General features: G+C 69.3%; 15 protein-coding genes and 1 tRNA gene. 8 read left to right on the top strand and 8 right to left on the bottom strand.

Annotated elements, in window-relative coordinates:
• Window positions 1–149: 149 nt before the first annotated feature.
• Entirely contained in the window at window positions 150–500 is a 351-nt protein-coding gene (locus ABFX45_RS37540) for a hypothetical protein (RefSeq protein ID WP_346135370.1), read from the top strand.
• A gap of 34 nt (window positions 501–534) precedes the next feature.
• Complete coding sequence (locus tag ABFX45_RS37545) at window positions 535–660, top strand: hypothetical protein (protein ID WP_267900122.1); 126 nt, start codon at window positions 535–537, stop codon at window positions 658–660.
• 61 nt (window positions 661–721) lie between these two features.
• On the opposite strand, the gene ABFX45_RS37550 is transcribed toward ABFX45_RS37545, so the two are convergent.
• The 4 genes from ABFX45_RS37550 to ABFX45_RS37565 form a co-directional block, all read right to left on the bottom strand.
• Window positions 722–795: transfer RNA gene (locus ABFX45_RS37550), tRNA-Lys, on the bottom strand.
• Between the two features lie 68 nt (window positions 796–863).
• Window positions 864–1,475 (bottom strand): lysoplasmalogenase, encoded by a 612-nt coding sequence (locus ABFX45_RS37555; RefSeq protein WP_346135373.1) that lies wholly within the window; start codon window positions 1,473–1,475, stop codon window positions 864–866.
• 193 nt (window positions 1,476–1,668) lie between these two features.
• Complete coding sequence (locus tag ABFX45_RS37560; protein WP_346135375.1) at window positions 1,669–2,502, bottom strand: hypothetical protein; 834 nt, start codon at window positions 2,500–2,502, stop codon at window positions 1,669–1,671.
• 43 nt (window positions 2,503–2,545) lie between these two features.
• The gene (locus ABFX45_RS37565) at window positions 2,546–3,076 is read right to left on the bottom strand and encodes a SigE family RNA polymerase sigma factor (RefSeq protein WP_267899883.1); all 531 of its coding nucleotides are present in this window, start codon (window positions 3,074–3,076) and stop codon (window positions 2,546–2,548) included.
• A gap of 97 nt (window positions 3,077–3,173) precedes the next feature.
• Between ABFX45_RS37565 and ABFX45_RS37570 the strand changes: the two genes are divergently transcribed.
• Both ABFX45_RS37570 and ABFX45_RS37575 read left to right on the top strand, forming a co-directional pair.
• Entirely contained in the window at window positions 3,174–6,362 is a 3,189-nt protein-coding gene (locus ABFX45_RS37570; RefSeq protein ID WP_346135377.1) for a S8 family serine peptidase, read from the top strand.
• Window positions 6,363–6,425: 63 nt separating this feature from the next.
• Window positions 6,426–6,989 carry a dihydrofolate reductase family protein gene (locus tag ABFX45_RS37575; protein ID WP_346135379.1) on the top strand — a complete coding sequence of 188 codons (564 nt, stop codon included), beginning with the start codon at window positions 6,426–6,428 and terminating at the stop codon, window positions 6,987–6,989.
• Window positions 6,990–7,003: 14 nt separating this feature from the next.
• Here the strand turns inward: ABFX45_RS37575 and ABFX45_RS37580 are convergent, their stop codons facing one another.
• Window positions 7,004–8,224, bottom strand: a complete 1,221-nt coding sequence (locus ABFX45_RS37580; protein WP_346135381.1) for an MFS transporter — start codon at window positions 8,222–8,224, stop codon at window positions 7,004–7,006.
• A gap of 173 nt (window positions 8,225–8,397) precedes the next feature.
• On the opposite strand from ABFX45_RS37580, the gene ABFX45_RS37585 reads away from it, so the two are divergent.
• From ABFX45_RS37585 to ABFX45_RS37600, 4 genes are all read left to right on the top strand, one after another.
• Window positions 8,398–8,916: a sigma factor gene (locus ABFX45_RS37585; protein ID WP_346135383.1), complete on the top strand. Its 519-nt coding sequence runs from the start codon at window positions 8,398–8,400 to the stop codon at window positions 8,914–8,916.
• A gap of 572 nt (window positions 8,917–9,488) precedes the next feature.
• The gene (locus ABFX45_RS37590) at window positions 9,489–10,706 is read left to right on the top strand and encodes a glycosyltransferase (RefSeq protein WP_346135385.1); all 1,218 of its coding nucleotides are present in this window, start codon (window positions 9,489–9,491) and stop codon (window positions 10,704–10,706) included.
• A 13-nt stretch (window positions 10,707–10,719) separates the two neighbouring features.
• Window positions 10,720–11,133 (top strand): DUF6766 family protein, encoded by a 414-nt coding sequence (locus tag ABFX45_RS37595; protein WP_346135387.1) that lies wholly within the window; start codon window positions 10,720–10,722, stop codon window positions 11,131–11,133.
• A gap of 59 nt (window positions 11,134–11,192) precedes the next feature.
• Entirely contained in the window at window positions 11,193–11,600 is a 408-nt protein-coding gene (locus ABFX45_RS37600; RefSeq protein ID WP_109640678.1) for a four-helix bundle copper-binding protein, read from the top strand.
• Window positions 11,601–11,853: 253 nt separating this feature from the next.
• Here the strand turns inward: ABFX45_RS37600 and ABFX45_RS37605 are convergent, their stop codons facing one another.
• From ABFX45_RS37605 to ABFX45_RS37615, 3 genes are all read right to left on the bottom strand, one after another.
• A complete protein-coding gene (locus ABFX45_RS37605; protein ID WP_346135390.1) occupies window positions 11,854–12,150 on the bottom strand; it encodes a hypothetical protein in 297 nt (98 codons plus the stop codon).
• Window positions 12,147–12,851 carry a DsbA family oxidoreductase gene (locus tag ABFX45_RS37610; RefSeq protein WP_346135392.1) on the bottom strand — a complete coding sequence of 235 codons (705 nt, stop codon included), beginning with the start codon at window positions 12,849–12,851 and terminating at the stop codon, window positions 12,147–12,149. The genes ABFX45_RS37605 and ABFX45_RS37610 overlap by 4 nt, the downstream gene beginning before the upstream one ends.
• An 85-nt stretch (window positions 12,852–12,936) precedes the next feature.
• Window positions 12,937–14,718: an N-acetylglutaminylglutamine amidotransferase gene (locus tag ABFX45_RS37615; protein WP_109640681.1), complete on the bottom strand. Its 1,782-nt coding sequence runs from the start codon at window positions 14,716–14,718 to the stop codon at window positions 12,937–12,939.
• Window positions 14,719–14,881: the final 163 nt, after the last annotated feature.

Below are 14,881 nucleotides of genomic sequence, written 5' to 3' on the forward strand. Positions count from 1 at the left end.
TCGACCATCTGTCCGCGAGAGTCAACGCTCTCCCTTGTCGATCGAGGTCCGCCGGGTGCTCGACGCCCGTCTGGTGGAGGCGAGCGGCGCAAGCGACCACGGTGGTCGAGGATCTCGCCTCAGCTGCCCCGAGACTGCACCTTGGCCCGTTGAGCGACCCGCGTGCCGCCGCGGCCGGGTTGTTGAATGTGGAGAGAGCGGCGCAAGAGGCCATCAGGCAGTGGGACAGCGCCCAGGACGAAGAGAGCCTGCGTGACTTGGTGTTCGGCGGAACGCTGGACAAGGCACTGGCGGATTTCCGATCGGCCGTCCGGCCGGGCGGGCAGGCCGTTCCCGTTGTCGCGGAGGTTTCGGCCCACTGGTCGTTCCTCAACGCGACTGTCCGCAGCCGGCTGCTGGAGACCGGCGGGAAGTGGCTGGCCCCACCACTCGCCGCGCAGATCGACGAGATGGTGAAACTGGTGACCGGCAGATCCGTACCTGGACGGCTGGCTGCGTGACCTCGCGGTCAGGAGGTTTCACACGACCTCGGACATGTCCGCCGCTCTCCGGCACCTGTGGATCCAGCTGGAGATCGGGTCCGAACTCGCCGAGGCCGTCAGCTTGCTCGGCGACCTCACCGCCCAGGCTTGCCGGGTGTTGACGTCGTCCTCAGGATGACGGGAAGCGGCGGAAATGCAAAAAAGCAGGTAGAGACGAATCTCTACCTGCTTCTCTGGAGTACGCCGCCAGGGACTCGAACCCCGGACCCGCTGATTAAGAGTCAGCTGCTCTAACCAACTGAGCTAGCGGCGCTTGTTTGTGTGCCGGAGCCTTGCTCTTTCCGACACCAAGAACGTTAGCACAGGGCATCCAACGGGTTTTCAGGCGGGGTCGCCCTCCTGCTCGAACCCGGTGTGGATCAGCCACTGCGCGGCCGCGTAGGTGGGCATCACACCGGCCGAGGCGACCCGCGCCGCCCGTCCATCGAGGACGAACCGGCTCGCCCCGAGCAGCGCGTCCGACACCGCGAACAGTGCCGCACCACCGAAAACTCGTCGCGCACCACGCCCGCGGACCGTCGACGCGGCAGCGACCATCGTTCCGAGCGTCAGTGCGTACAGGCCGACCGGTCGCCCCATCGGCCCGGCCGCGCGGGCGAACACCGCGGCCCCGGCAGCCGAGGCCGCGACGATCGGCAGGACCGCCCCGCGTGAGCCGGGCTGTGATCGGCGGGCCAGCGCGGCCGTGTAGCCGACGTGGGCCACGAGGAAGCTGAACAGTCCGGTTCGGAACGCCCGGTCGGAGTCGCCGAGCAGTGCCACGTCGCCGGCCCAGGATCCGGCCAGGCCCACCGCCATGCCAGGGTCGTGTGGCGGGCTGGTCAGCGCGAGGGCGGGCATCAGCGCGGTTTTCGTGACCTTGCGCACGCTTCCGGTGCCGCGCAAGGCCGCCATGACCGAGTCGACGACGGCGGCGACTGCGTAGAGCTTCATGAGCACTCCTCGGTTTCGAGGGCTCAGCCTAGACAAGCGGTCCTCCTCCGCTCCCGCGCACTGGCGACACCAGCAGGCGGGCGCCGTGGTGCCGGCGAGCCACAGCGACGGTCTGTCCGAAGTGGAGGGTGCTACCGCTTCGAACGCGTCGTCATGCCGGAGGGCCGCAGATCGGCGATCCCGGTGGCCTTCCTCACCGGGGACTGAGGCGCGGATCGACGGCCAGGGCGGCCAGCTGCTGATCGGTCATCGGCATCGCGGCCAGGGCGGGGCGGCCCGATCGGGCCATTCCGGTGGACTGCATGACGAACACCACGGTGCCGTCAGCGTGGCGATAGCCGGCCCACTGAGCGGGCGGCAGGCCGTCCACGGCCGGGTAGGTGACGGACGCGACGGCGACCGTCTTGCCGCTGACGTTCACCTCGGTGCAGTGAGCGAGGGAGGAGTCCCACGCCGTCGGCTTCAGCCCGCAGCCTTCCCCGGTCGTCGCCGACCCCGGCGAGTGGACCGTGGCGACCAGCTCTCCGACAGCCGCGCCCTTGGTCAGCGGGGTGCCCGCGGCGTACTGCCACAGCTCGGTGCCGTTCACCGCGCCGGCCGACATGGCCTTGTGGCTCTTCAACGGCCGGTTGGCGAAGTCACCGGTGCCCTTGAGGTCGTCCGGTGTCCCGAACCCGTCCGGTGCCAGGTCGCTCAGCGCGGCCGCCAGTGCCGCGGCGCGGTCGTGGTGCGGGCCGGAGGTCGCCGTCGCGTCGGGACGTGCGGTCGGTGACGACGCAACGGTGTCCGGCACTGCCGACGGCTTCGCGCCGACCGGAGCGAAACCGTTGTGGCCCTGGCCTGAAGCGAGCACGGCCACCCCGACCGCCGTGATCGCGACCACCGCCGCGCTCGCGGTGCTCGCCCGCAGCGCACGACGTCGTTTGAGGGCTTGCCGACCGGCCACCAGCACGGGCCCTTCCATCATCGGCGGCGGCGCCACCGCCACGGCGTCGTCCATCGCTGTCCGCAGTTCACGCTCATCCATCTCTTGGGCTCCTTGTTCCGCATTACCCAGCTGTTTCACGAGGTCACGCACTGCTGACCGGCACGAGGGAGCGCATCGTCGCGAGGCCGCGGGCTAGCTGGCTCTTGACCGTCCCCGTGCTGCAGCCCATCGCCTTCGCGGTGTCCTCGACGGACAGGTCCTCCCAGATCCGCAGCACCAGAGCGGCCCTCTGCCGCGGCGCGACCGCGGCGAGCGCCTCGACCAGCACGACGCGGTTCTCGACGTGGTCGTCCGGTTCGGACAGCGGGCGGTCCCCGATCTCGGAGGTCGGCCGCTCGCGCCGGAAGAACCCGCGTCTCTTCTCGTCCAGGAAGGTCCGCACCAGAACCTGGCGCGTGTAGCAGTCCAGCTTTTCCTCGTGGCCGACCCGGTGCCACACCAGGTACAGCTTCACGAACGCGGTCTGGACGAGGTCCTCCGCGCGGTGCCAGTCGCCGCACAGCAGGTACGCGGTCGCGCGCATCGCGCCCGATTTGGCGGCGAAGTACGCCGCGAACCGGTCCTCGCGTTCGTTCTTTGTCCGTTCCCCACCGGCATTCACGCGGTTAGTCACGCCATGTCCTCACCGGGAGGTTGCAACCCGGTCAGGAGGACATGGCGTGTCTTGGTCCGCGAGTCGAACCACGACAACAACTTTGTGGAGATGTTTGATGCGAAGCAGACGAGCCTTACCGGGGCTGCTGGCACTCGTGCTGGCGGGGACGGTGGTGTCGGCGGCACCGAGCGCGGCCGCCGATCCGGTCGTGATCACGCCGGTTGGTGCCAACGGTGCGACCGTGACACTGCTGACCGGGGACAAGATCACCGTCAGCGGTAAGCGGGTGGTGAACGTCCGGCCCGCTCCTGGCCGTGAGCGCTTCCTGTTCGAGTCCTACACCGACGAGCACGGCGACCTCAACGTCGTCCCGGAGGACGCGCAGGCACTGTTGCAGAAGGGGGTTCTCGACCCGCGGCTGTTCAACGTCACCGACCTGATCGCCGCCGGGTTCGACGACGCCTCTGCCGACCGCCTGCCGCTGATCGTCGACCACGCCGGACCGGCGCCGAGCACTGCCGCCGCCCAGGTCACGCGCGAACTGCCCGCCATGGGGGCGACGGCCGTCTCCGTGGCTCGTTCGGCGGCGTTCTGGCCGGTGGCCCAGAAGGCGGACCGCGTGTGGCTCGACGGACGGGTCCGGGTGGCTCTGGCGCACTCGGTGCCGCAGATCGGCGCCCCGGCCGCGTGGCAGGCAGGCCACACCGGTGCGGGTACGAAGGTCGCGGTGCTGGACACCGGGATCGACGCCACGCACCCCGACCTCGCCGGCGCGGTGGTGGACGCCCGCGACTTCACCGGCGGTGACAGCCCGGACGACCGGCACGGGCACGGCACGCACGTCGCGTCGATCATCACCGGCGAGCACACCCGGTACCGGGGAGTCGCGCCGGACACCAGGCTCCTCAACGGGAAGGTGCTCGGCGACGACGGTGTCGGCCACGTGTCGACGATCATCGAAGGCATGCAGTGGGCGGCGGCCCAGGGTGCCGACGTGGTCAACATGAGCCTGAGCGGCGAACCGAGCGACGGCACGGATCCGTTGTCGCAGGCGGTGAACCGGCTCACCGCCGAAACCGGGACGCTGTTCGTCATCGCCGCGGGCAACCAGGGCTTCGTCGGACTGCCGGGCACCGCGGACGCGGCGCTGACCGTCGGAGCGGTCGACCGCTCGGACAACCTGGCCGAGTTCTCCGGCCGGGGTCCCCGGTTCGGCGACGGTGCGGTCAAACCGGACATCACCGCGCCCGGCGTCGACATCACCGCGGCCCGCGCCGCGCACAGCGTGAACGGGCAGCCCGGCCAGAGCCACCTGCCGCTGACGGGCACGTCGATGGCGGCACCGCACGTCGCGGGCGCGGCGGCGATCCTCGCAGGGCAGCACCCGGGCTGGACCGCGGAGCAGCTGAAGTCCACGCTGATGGGCAGCGCCACCGCGAAGGCCGGACTGACGGTCCACCAGCAGGGCGCGGGCCGGGTCGACGTCGGCAAAGCGGTCGGCGCGACCACGTCCACCGCACCCGCGAGCCTGAACTTCGGCGAGGTGCGCTGGCCCTACCAGGACACGGCCGCGATCAAGAAGACCCTCACCTACACCAACCACGGCACCGCACCGGCCACCTTCAGCCTCTCGGCCGACGTCAAGCACCAGGACGGTTCTCCCGCACCGCAGGGCATGTTCACGATCACCCCGGCGACGGTGACCGTGCCGGCAGGTGGTCAGGCCACCGTCACCGTCACCGCCGACGTCGCGGTGAACGGGCCTTCCGGTGATGTCTCGGGCGTCATCACCGCGACGGCCGGCACCACCGCGGTGCGCACGCCGATCGCGGTGCATCGCGAGGTCGAGAGCTACGACGTCGACCTCAGCGCGATCGCTCACGACGGCTCGCCCAGCACCGACTACCGCTACCGGTTCGTCCCGATCGGCCGGGTGGACGTCTACAAGGCCTTCGCCACCGGGCCCACCACGGTCCGGCTGCCCGCGGGCGAGTACACCTACACCGGCTTCGTCCGGGACGCCGCCACCGGGCGCAAGGCGTACATGGCCGAACCGACGTTCACGGTGGGCAAGAAGACTTCGCTGGTCTTCGACGCCCGCGAGGCGATGCCCGTCGGGATCACGGTGGACGAGCCGTCCTCCCGGGACGTCCGCACCCAGCTCGACTTCCAGCGCACGACCAGCACCGAGTTCGGATTCACCGGGGAGTCGGTGCTGGCGTTCGGAGAGGAGCTCCAGCGGCTGACCGTGCGACCGTCGTCCACCCGGCACGACGCGTTCACCTTCACCACGCAGACCACGAAGGCGAAGTGGAACGGACAGTCGTTCGACGGCAGCCCGTACCTGTACCACCTGAAGCACACCGACCACGCCGTCCCGAGGACACCGAGGTGGCACGATCGGACGGGCGACCTCGCGAAGGTCCGGTCCGAGCACGCGAGCACGACACCGGGCTCGACCGGTGTTCGCGACCTGGTGGCCATCCCGTTGCCCGGCACCCTGACCGAGTACTACACACCGGACGTGCCGTGGGCCTTCCGCACCTTCACCGAGGTGGTCGGCGACCAGTGGCTCGGCGAGCACGTGCAGATCAAGCCGGTGGTGTACCCCCGCGGGAAGACCACGACCGTCCGCTGGAACCGCGGTGTCTTCGGACCGTCCCTGTTCGACGGCGAGGTCGGGTCCACGGCGTTCCGGGGACTGGACCGGCTGCACTTCCAGATCTCACCGCTGGCCGACCAGGACCCCGGCCGCGACAGCTCGCAGGCGATGCGCGGTCGCACGGAGCTGCTGCGCGACGGCGAGGTCATCGGCGAAAACGACCAGGCGGTCTACGGCGTGTTCGCGGTGGGTCCGGAACGGGCGGCGTACACCGCCCGCACCACCGCGGACCGCTCCACCTACGCGGGCCTGACCACCCGGTACGAGGCGGAGTGGACGTTCACCTCGCAGCGCGGTGAGCGGCCCCTCGAAGCAACCCTCCTGCCGTTGCTCGGCGTGCGGTACGCACCGGACCTCGACGACCGCAACGCCGCACCCGCCGGCAGGTTCTTCCGGATCCCGATGTCGGTGCAGCGCAACGGAAGCGCCACCCCCGGCCAGATCTCCAAGCCGACGGTCGACGTCTCCTGCGACGACGGCAAGACCTGGGCTCCGGCGCTGGTCCAGCGTGACCGTACACAGTGGACGGTCACGGTCCGCCACCCGGCCGGCGCGAAGTTCGTCTCGCTGCGCTCGTCCGTCCACGACGCCGAGGGGAACAAGCAGAGCCAGACCATCATCCGCGCCTACGCCCTGAAGTAACCGAGCAGGGGAACGGCGGGCGTCCACCGATGAGTTTCCGGACGCTCGCCGGTCTGCCTGTGCATGGGAAACGTCATCGTGCACAAGAGCATCTCTCTCGACGGCTACGTCACCGGACCGAACGTCTCGATGGAGAACCCGATGGGGGAGGGCGGCGAGGCGCTGCACTCCTGGATGTTCGGCGCGCCCGCACCGATCGACCAGGAGGTCGCCGCCTGGATGACGGCGTCGGCGGGTGCGGTCGTCTGCGGCCGCCACACGTTCGAGCTGGGCCTGCCGCACTGGGAGGACACGCCCTACCCAGCGCCGACGTTCGTGCTCACCCGCACCGGACGACCTCCGTTGCCCGCCCGCTCGGCCTCCTTCACGTTCGTCACCGACGTGGCCGCCGCCGTGCGGCAGGCCGGGGAGGTCGCCGGCGGCAGGGACGTGATCGTGATGGGAGCCGAGACCAGCAGGGCGGTCCTGCGGGCAGGGCTGCTCGACCGCGTGCAGCTCAACCTGGTGCCGCTGCTGCTCGGCGCCGGCGCGCGGCTGTTCGACGGCGTGTCCGTGGCGCTGGAGCAGGAGTTCTCGGTGTCGTCACCGGCGGTCACGCACGTGCGGTATCGCGTGGTGCCGAGCTGACGAAGGCCGTGGCCTCAGCTGGACCGGGAGATCAGGAGCGCCACCACAGCCGAGCAGGCGGCCGCGGCGGCACCGACGGCGAACGCGGCCGGCACCGACCAGGCCAGCACCAGACCGCCGATCAGCGACCCGAGCGGCAGGCCGGACATGTTGGCGCTGATGGACGTCGCCAGCACCCGGCCCAGCTGCTCGGGGTCGGTGCGGCGCTGGCGCAGGGTCAGCGTGCCGACGTCCACCAGTCCGGACAGCAGACCCACCAGCGCCAGTCCCACCGCGAGCCACACCAGGCCGCCGAGCCCGGCGATCGGGAAGACGGCGACAGCGGTGCCGAGGGTGCCCGCCATGATCCAGCCGCGTTCGCGGTTCGTGCTCTCGAGCCGCCCGACGAACAACGCACCCACGACGGCGGTCACCCCGACCAGAGCCCACAGCAGGCCGGTGCCCACCTCGGCGGCGTCGGCGGTGGCGAGCTCGCGCTGCACGGTGACCGGCACCGCGACCACCAGCACGCCCCAGCTCACCTGGTACAGCGAGTATGACCCGGCCAGCGCGCGCAAAGTCGAGTGGCGCAGCAGATAGCCGAGACCGGAAGCGGCTTCCCGCAACAGGTGCGGGTGTTCGGCGCGCTGTTCCGCTGTCCGCAGCGCCAGCGGGACCAGCAGGACGGCGGCCACGACGTACAGCCCGCCGATGAGCGCCAGCGTCACCCACGACCCGGTCAACGCGAACAGCCCGCCCGCGAGCACCGGCCCGAGCACGTCCACCACGGCGAACGTGCTGGTGTCCAAGGCGTTCACGCGAGGCAGCGCGTGCGCGGGCACGAGCCGGGGAAGCAGCGTGCGCACGCCGGCCAGGTGCAGCGGGCTCGTCAGCGAGTACAGGCCCGCGACGACGATCAGCAGCCACGAACTGGTGAAGTCCGTTCGGTCGGCGACGACGAGGGCGAACACCAGCACCGCGCTCGCCAGCAGGTCGACCGTGATCGCACGGGCGGCGCCGAGCCGGTCCAGCACGGCGCCGGCGATCGGGCTCAGCACCAGACCCGGCGCCATCGCGATGAACGCGACGACACCGGCCAGCGCGGGCGAGTGGAACCGTTCGAGCGTGTAGAGCACGATCGCCAGTGCGAAGGTCTGCTCGGCCAGCCGGGAGACCGTGGACGCGGTCACGAGCCTGCCGACGTCCGGCAGTCGCAGCACCGACCGGTAGCTCAGCTCATCGGGCGGCGATACCAATCGTCGTCTCCACTTCCTCTGCGAGGTCCGGTTCGAACTGTCCGATGAGGATCAGCGTCGGTGTCGTCACAGCTCAGTCCGCTCGGGCTGTTGAGAGATCGGATGCAACGTTAGAGGTCACTTCTTCATTAGGGGTGCGAAATCGAGGTCGAGTCGATGATCGGGAGTTGCCGATGGAGTTCACCGAGTACGTGGCAAGGCAGCGTCCCGCGCTGATGCGGTTCGCCACGGTTCTGACCTGCCGGACGTGGCTGGCCGAGGAGCTGGTGAGCGATGTGCTGGGCCGGGCGTTCGAACGCTGGGAACAGATCTCGGGAATGGACGAGCCGCACGCCTACGTGCGGCGGATGGTCGTCAACGAGTACCTGTCCTGGCGCAGAAGGCTGACCCGCACGTCCCCGCGGGCCGAGGTCGAGCCGATGGTGATCTCAGACGGCGCGGACCAGCGGGCCGAGCGGGACGCGATGATCCGCCGCCTCGCCGCCCTGCCCAGGAAACAGCGCGCGGCCGTGGTCCTGCGCTACTACGCGGGCCCCGGTCACGAGCCGGGCGAGGCCGCCGCCTCGGCTCTGTCCGAGCAGGACCACGCGGCGACCGGTCGCTTCGGCGTGCTGCTCCAGCCGGCGTTCGGTCCGTTCAACGAGTTCGCTGGTGCAGCCCACGTTGAGACCGATCTGAGCGCCTGCTGCTGACAGGCCCCTGTTGCGCAACCATGTCGCGGTCAAGGCGAGGCTGGCGTCGCCGAACCCGAAACCTGGCACCAGCAGCACGCCGAGTCCGTTGCCCTGGTTCGGTTCGGCGGCCCGCCACACCGGATGGCGCAGCAGCCGCGGTATGCCCAGCATGGCGACGAGAACGTGCTCGCGGGTTGCGGAACGGATCCTGTCAACGACGTTCATCGCTCTGCCTCCGCTGGCTGCTCTCCTCCTCCTGCGGTCATTCGTGCCGTACCCGTACACCGCCACTTCAAACGACGATCGTCATCGTCTTCCGCCGCAACGGTCAGTAGCGGTGTTTCGACCGCCGTGCTGTTGGTTATCCGCCGTTCGTGACCGACACGATTTGTGTCCTGACACCAGCGACAGCGGTGTTGTCGCTGGTGTCAGACGGGGTCATGCGCGTGACCTGCTGGAAGGGCGTCTCCGGGGCTGCTCGCAATCATCGGCGGCCTGACCGGAGAAGCGCTACGGCACGTGACCGACGGACGTTGGGCGCTGTGGCTCGGAAGGAGTCGAAGCGCTGATCCGTTGACGGAGGTGAGCAAGTGAAGATCGCGATGGTGTCCGAACACGCCAGCCCGCTGGCGGCGTCGGGCGATGTGGACGCCGGGGGACAGAACCTCTACGTGGCGGAGTTGTCGGCGGCGTTGTGCCGGCACGGGCACGAGGTGACGGTGTACACCAGGCGCGACCATCCACGCTCACCTGCCCGCGTGCGCACTGATCAAGGCTATGACGTGGTGCACGTGCCGGCTGGTCCGGCGACGCGGCTCGCCAAGGACGAACTTCTGCCGCACATGGGGGAGTTTGCCCACTTCCTCGCCGCGCAATGGAGCGATGAGACGCCGGATGTCGTGCACGCCCATTTCTGGATGTCAGGGCTCGCGGCGGTGCACGGCGCGCGTCCGATGAACGTCCCCGTGGTGCAGACATACCACGCACTCGGGATCGTGAAACGGCGTTATCAGGCTGCCGATGACACGAGCCCACCCGAGCGTGTCGGTGTCGAACGGCTCATCGGCCGGCGGGTCGCCGCGATCGCGGCCACTTGTTCGGACGAGGTGTCCGAACTCATCCGCATGGGGATTGCGCGTTCACGCATCTCGATCGTGCCGTGCGGGGTGGACCTGGCGATGTTCACCCCAGAAGGTCCGCGTGCCGAACGCGGCCAACCAAAGCGCATCGTCACGGTTGGTAGGTTCGTGCCGCGCAAGGGATTTGACGACGTCATCGCTGCTCTGTCCAAACTGGATGACACTGAGCTGGTGATCGCCGGTGGGCCTGCAAGGGACAGGTTGCGGCACGATCCCGAGGCGAAGCGGCTGAGGGCGCTGGCGACTGATGCCGGGGTCGCGGACCGCGTTGTGTTCACCGGGAAGGTGTCACGGTCGGACATGCCCGCGTTGTTGCGATCGGCGGATGCCGTGGTGTGTGCACCGTGGTACGAGCCGTTCGGCATCGTGCCCCTGGAAGCCATGGCTTGCGGCGTGCCGGTGGTCGCAACCGCGGTCGGTGGGCTCACCGACACCGTGGTGGACGGCGTGACCGGTGTGCATGTTCCGCCGCGCGATCCAGCTGCGCTGGCGCGTGCGTTGCGCGCGTTGCTGGCCGACGCCACCCAGCGCCAGGAGTTCGGCATAGCGGGACAGGATCGTGTAGCCGCGCGTTACTCGTGGCACCGGGTCGCTGCCGACATGCTGCGCGTTTACCAGCGCGCTCGTGCGGCGGTCCCGAACTTGGCGACGGCGTGGGTTCCCTCATGACGGGACGTTCGAAATGACCAGGTCGACAAGTGGGCGCGAGCGGCCGTCGTTCAGCAAGGCCTATTCCTTCGTGTTGGTCACCTTCGCCTTGTTCCTGCTGTCCTGGATCGGCCAGTTCATCAGTCAGGTCATCGAGGTGGGCAACTCGGCGGCTGAGCACGGATCGAGTTTCTCCTGGTCGGAGTTCTTCCCGCAGTTCCTGTCGGCGACGCTGGAGAACTGGCAGTCGGAGTTCCTCCAGTTGATGTGGCAGGTGGTGGGATTGGCGTTCCTCTACGCGTGGGGTTCGTCCCAGTCCCGCGAGAGCGACGACCGGCTCGAGGCGAAGATCGATGCGCTGCTCCAGGACCGCGGCATCGACAGCAGTGCGATCAACACCGAGATCAGGGACCGAGTTCAAGGCCGGACGACACAGGATCACGGATGACCAGGTCGTGATCGGGGTAGCCGTGAGGTCGCGATGTTTCCGATGAGGGGTGGACCACGATGACCTCAACGACCATGCCGATGCTGCGCAGCTATCCCGCCGAGATCACGATGGACCGCGTCGAGCTCGCGGCCGCGATCGACGCCTTGATCGCGTGCGCCGAAGCCTGCACGGCCTGTGCCGACGCCTGTCTGAGCGAGGACTCGGTGGCGGAGTTGACGAAGTGTGTGCGCACGAACCTGGACTGCGCCGATGTCTGCAACGCGACGGCGCGGGTGTTGTCGCGGCACACCGGCTACGACGCCAACATCAGCCGCACGTTGCTGGAGGCGTGCGCGATGGTGTGCAAGTCCTGTGGCGACGAGTGCGGCCAGCACGCGGAGATGCACGAACACTGCCGGATCTGTGCGGAGGCGTGCCGTGAGTGCGCGCGGGCGTGCGAGAGCTTGCTGGCCACCATGAGCTGACCCGCCCGGCGACGAGTGGTGTCCGCTCGAGCAGATGGGAGAAAGACGAGTAGCTTCAGCCGCACGGCCTGCGCCGGGCGCAGGCCTGACGAGATCTTTCGTCGATTGGACGCGGTCGTCGTGGCATCAGGTCAGAGGGAAGGTACGCGGCTGGCTGGGGAGCGCGCGGCGTCGCGGGGCGAACCTCACGTCAGAGCGCATCCTGCAACTGGCGTCGCGCCGGGCCGAACTCGCCACCGATGCGGGAAGGGCGTCAACGGGCACCGACATCGAGTCGGCCGTCGGTGCTCTGAGCAAGGCTCGAAGACATGCGGCTGAGGCGCAGGAGAGGTTGCGGGAGAGTCTCGGCCGGGCTGCTGCGGCGCACGAACGAGCAGCGCAGGCACACGAGCAGGCGGCGGCACGCGGCGGCAGCGACGCCGAGGACCATCGCACCGCTGCCGCCCGTCACCGCGCTGCCGCCGAGGCCGATCGCCGTCGTGCGGCAGCGTTCGAACGTCGCTGATCGGCCGACGATGCCCCCCAACGGCAGTTCGATCGTCCCTGTCATGTGGCCGTCGTCGACCGGTCAGCGGCTGCGGCGTGCCGCAGAAGTCGTTCGAACACCAGGGGATCGTCGGAGTCCACCACCGGGAACCCGGCGCCCTGCTCGCCTTCCCAGCGCAGCTGAACGCCGGGGTTGTGCACGTCGTAACCGTCGGCGAAGAACAGATGCGGACTGCCCTGCACGGCATCTCGATGAGCGTGGTAGTCGAGCATCATGGGTCCGCGTGCCCGGCCGTCGTTCAGTGCCGCGCCGATCTCGGTGGCGTCGACGTGCGGACAGCCCTGCGCGATGTCGACGATCTCGTGGCGCAGCGAGATGCACCGGCTGTCGCGGAAGAACGCCAAGCGCAGCGCAAGGTCGAGTTCCTCGGCGGCCTGTGGTGACTGCAGTTTAGCGGCGTGCACGGCCTCGTTGGCCGGCGCTGTGGTGACCGGCCACTCGGACGGGTCGGCCTGCCAGGGTTTCCAGCCCAGACTCGGTTCGAGGGCGCCGGCGACCGGGATCTCGGAGTCGAGGAGCTTCTTGGGGATGGGGAAGGAGTTGACGTCCTCGAGCAGGAAGCACCGGTGGTCCAGCAGCACCTGCTCGTCGAGGCCGAGGTCGGCGCGGGTGCGCAGCAGCCGCGCGATCGTGACGGTCGACCACGCGCAAGCGACGTCGGTGTAGATCACGATGGTTCCGGGACGCACGTCCGGCCGGGTCATCACGGGTTCCTTTCCGCGGCGCGCTGCCGCAGCAGCCGTTCCTTCGCGCCGCCGCCGTCGGGTTCCTGCTCCAGCCCGTGCAGACTCAGCCGATGCCGTGCTGCTGCAGCCAGATTTCCAGCACGCCCAGGTGCCACAGCGCGTTACCCCCGGTTTTGGTGAACTGGCCGTTCGGATCGGCCAGCAGGGCGTCGACGTAACCGGGTCGCAGGACGCCGCGACGGCGAGCGGCGGGGGAGCTCAACGCGGAGCGGAGCAGGTCGAGCACCTCTCCGTCGAGCCGGGTGAGCGCCGGAACCGGGAAGTACCCCTTCTTGCGGTCGACCACCTCGACGGGCAGCAGATCGCGCCCGATGTCCTTGAGGATTCCCTTGCCGTCCTGTCCGGACTTCAGCTCCGGCGGGCACGCCGCGACGAGTTCCACGAGGTCCTGGTCGAGGAACGGCACGCGCGCCTCGACGCCCCACGCCATCGCCATGTTGTCGACCCGCTTGACCGGGTCGTCGGGCATCAGCAGATGCGTGTCCGTCCGCAGCACGGCATCCAGCGCAGTGTCCGCGCCAGGAGCGGCGAGGTGCCGCGCAACGAGGTCGCTGCTGACGTCCTCATCCGGAAGCCAGTGCGGTTCCAGCACGTGCGCGAGCTCGTCGTGGGTCAGGTCGTGGAACGCCTCGCGGAGCACGTCGGCCGCTTGGTGCCGTGCCGCGCCGGCCGCGGGCTGGTGGTAGCGGTAGCCCGCGAACACCTCGTCGGCGCCCTGACCGCACTGCACGACCTTGATGTGCCGGGACACCTCGCGGCACACGAGGTGGAACGCGGTGGCGTCGTGGCTGCCCATCGGTTCGCTCATCGATCCCACGGCGTGCTCGACGGCGGAGGCGATTTGCTCGTCGTCGACGCGCAGCTGGTGGTGATCGGTGCCGAACTTCTGCGCGACGGCGTCGGAGTAGGCGAACTCGTCACCGTCCACTCCGTCGCGGTCGGTGAAGCCGATGCTGAACGTGCTGGGCCGCTGCCCTTCCTCGGCGAGCAACGCCACCAGGAGGCTGGAGTCCAGTCCTCCGGAGAGCAGCACACCGACGTCCACATCGGACACCGTCCGCCGCCGCACCGCGACCTGCAACGCCTCACGGACCGCGTCACGCCAGTCCTGCGCGGTCCACTCGGCGTGCACGGACCGCCGCGTGTACGACGGCTGCCAGTAGACGTGATCGCGGGGCGCCCGGCCCGGTTCGAGCACGCGGATCGTGGCGGCCGGCAGCTTGCGCACGCCCCGCAGGACCGTGCGCGGTGCGGGAACGATGGAGTGCCACGTCAGGTAGTGGTGCAGGCCCACCGGGTCGAGTTCCGTGTCCACACCGCCACCCGCCAGCAGCGCGGGCAGGGTCGAGGCGAACCGCGTCCGCCCCCGCACTTCGGCCACGTAGAGGGGCTTGATCCCGAGTCGGTCCCTGACCAGCAGCACCCGGTCGCGCCGCCGGTCGACCAGCGCGATCGCGAACATGCCGACGAGGTGCTCGACGAACCGCTCACCCCAGCGGTCGTAGGCCTTCAGGATCACCTCGGTGTCGCTGGTGGACCTGAAGCGGTAACGGCTCGACAGCTCCGCGCGCAGTTCCCGGTAGTTGTAGATGCACCCGTTGAACACGATCGCCAGCCCGAGATCGTCATCGATCATGGGCTGGGTGCCGTTCTCGGACAGGTCGATGATCGACAGTCTTCGGTGTCCGAGCGCCACCCGTCCCTCGGACCAGTGCCCCGCACCGTCCGGGCCCCGTGACCACAGGGACCGCGTCATGCGTTCCACCGCGGCGAGGTCGGGGCTTCCCACCTGCGCGGTCACGACCTCTCCGGCGATTCCACACATGGCGCCTCTCCTCGGGTGAACCAGACTGCTCGATGCAACTCAGTTACCCCGTTTGCGCACGATCAAGCGCCTACCTGGTGTTACGGGGTGCTTCGACAACGACGTGTGAGGGAGAACACGTTTGAATCGGCGGTTCTGTGGTTGACTCCCGACGCCCGTGGTC

This window comes from Lentzea roselyniae (assembly GCF_039537795.1).
Taxonomy (GTDB): domain Bacteria; phylum Actinomycetota; class Actinomycetes; order Mycobacteriales; family Pseudonocardiaceae; genus Lentzea; species Lentzea atacamensis.

Excerpts from the sequence above, each read along its gene's own strand:
- ABFX45_RS37545 (WP_267900122.1), top strand. The coding sequence starts at position 535 with ATGTCCGCCGCTCTCCGGCACCTGTGGATCCAGCTGGAGATCGGGTCC.
- ABFX45_RS37555 (WP_346135373.1), bottom strand. The coding sequence starts at position 1,475 with ATGAAGCTCTACGCAGTCGCCGCCGTCGTCGACTCGGTCATGGCGGCC.
- ABFX45_RS37560 (WP_346135375.1), bottom strand. The coding sequence starts at position 2,502 with ATGGATGAGCGTGAACTGCGGACAGCGATGGACGACGCCGTGGCGGTG.
- ABFX45_RS37570 (WP_346135377.1), top strand. The coding sequence starts at position 3,174 with ATGCGAAGCAGACGAGCCTTACCGGGGCTGCTGGCACTCGTGCTGGCG.
- ABFX45_RS37575 (WP_346135379.1), top strand. The coding sequence starts at position 6,426 with ATGGGAAACGTCATCGTGCACAAGAGCATCTCTCTCGACGGCTACGTC.
- ABFX45_RS37585 (WP_346135383.1), top strand. The coding sequence starts at position 8,398 with ATGGAGTTCACCGAGTACGTGGCAAGGCAGCGTCCCGCGCTGATGCGG.
- ABFX45_RS37595 (WP_346135387.1), top strand. The coding sequence starts at position 10,720 with ATGACCAGGTCGACAAGTGGGCGCGAGCGGCCGTCGTTCAGCAAGGCC.
- ABFX45_RS37600 (WP_109640678.1), top strand. The coding sequence starts at position 11,193 with ATGACCTCAACGACCATGCCGATGCTGCGCAGCTATCCCGCCGAGATC.
- ABFX45_RS37605 (WP_346135390.1), bottom strand. The coding sequence starts at position 12,150 with ATGACAGGGACGATCGAACTGCCGTTGGGGGGCATCGTCGGCCGATCA.
- ABFX45_RS37610 (WP_346135392.1), bottom strand. The coding sequence starts at position 12,851 with ATGACCCGGCCGGACGTGCGTCCCGGAACCATCGTGATCTACACCGAC.
- ABFX45_RS37615 (WP_109640681.1), bottom strand. The coding sequence starts at position 14,718 with ATGTGTGGAATCGCCGGAGAGGTCGTGACCGCGCAGGTGGGAAGCCCC.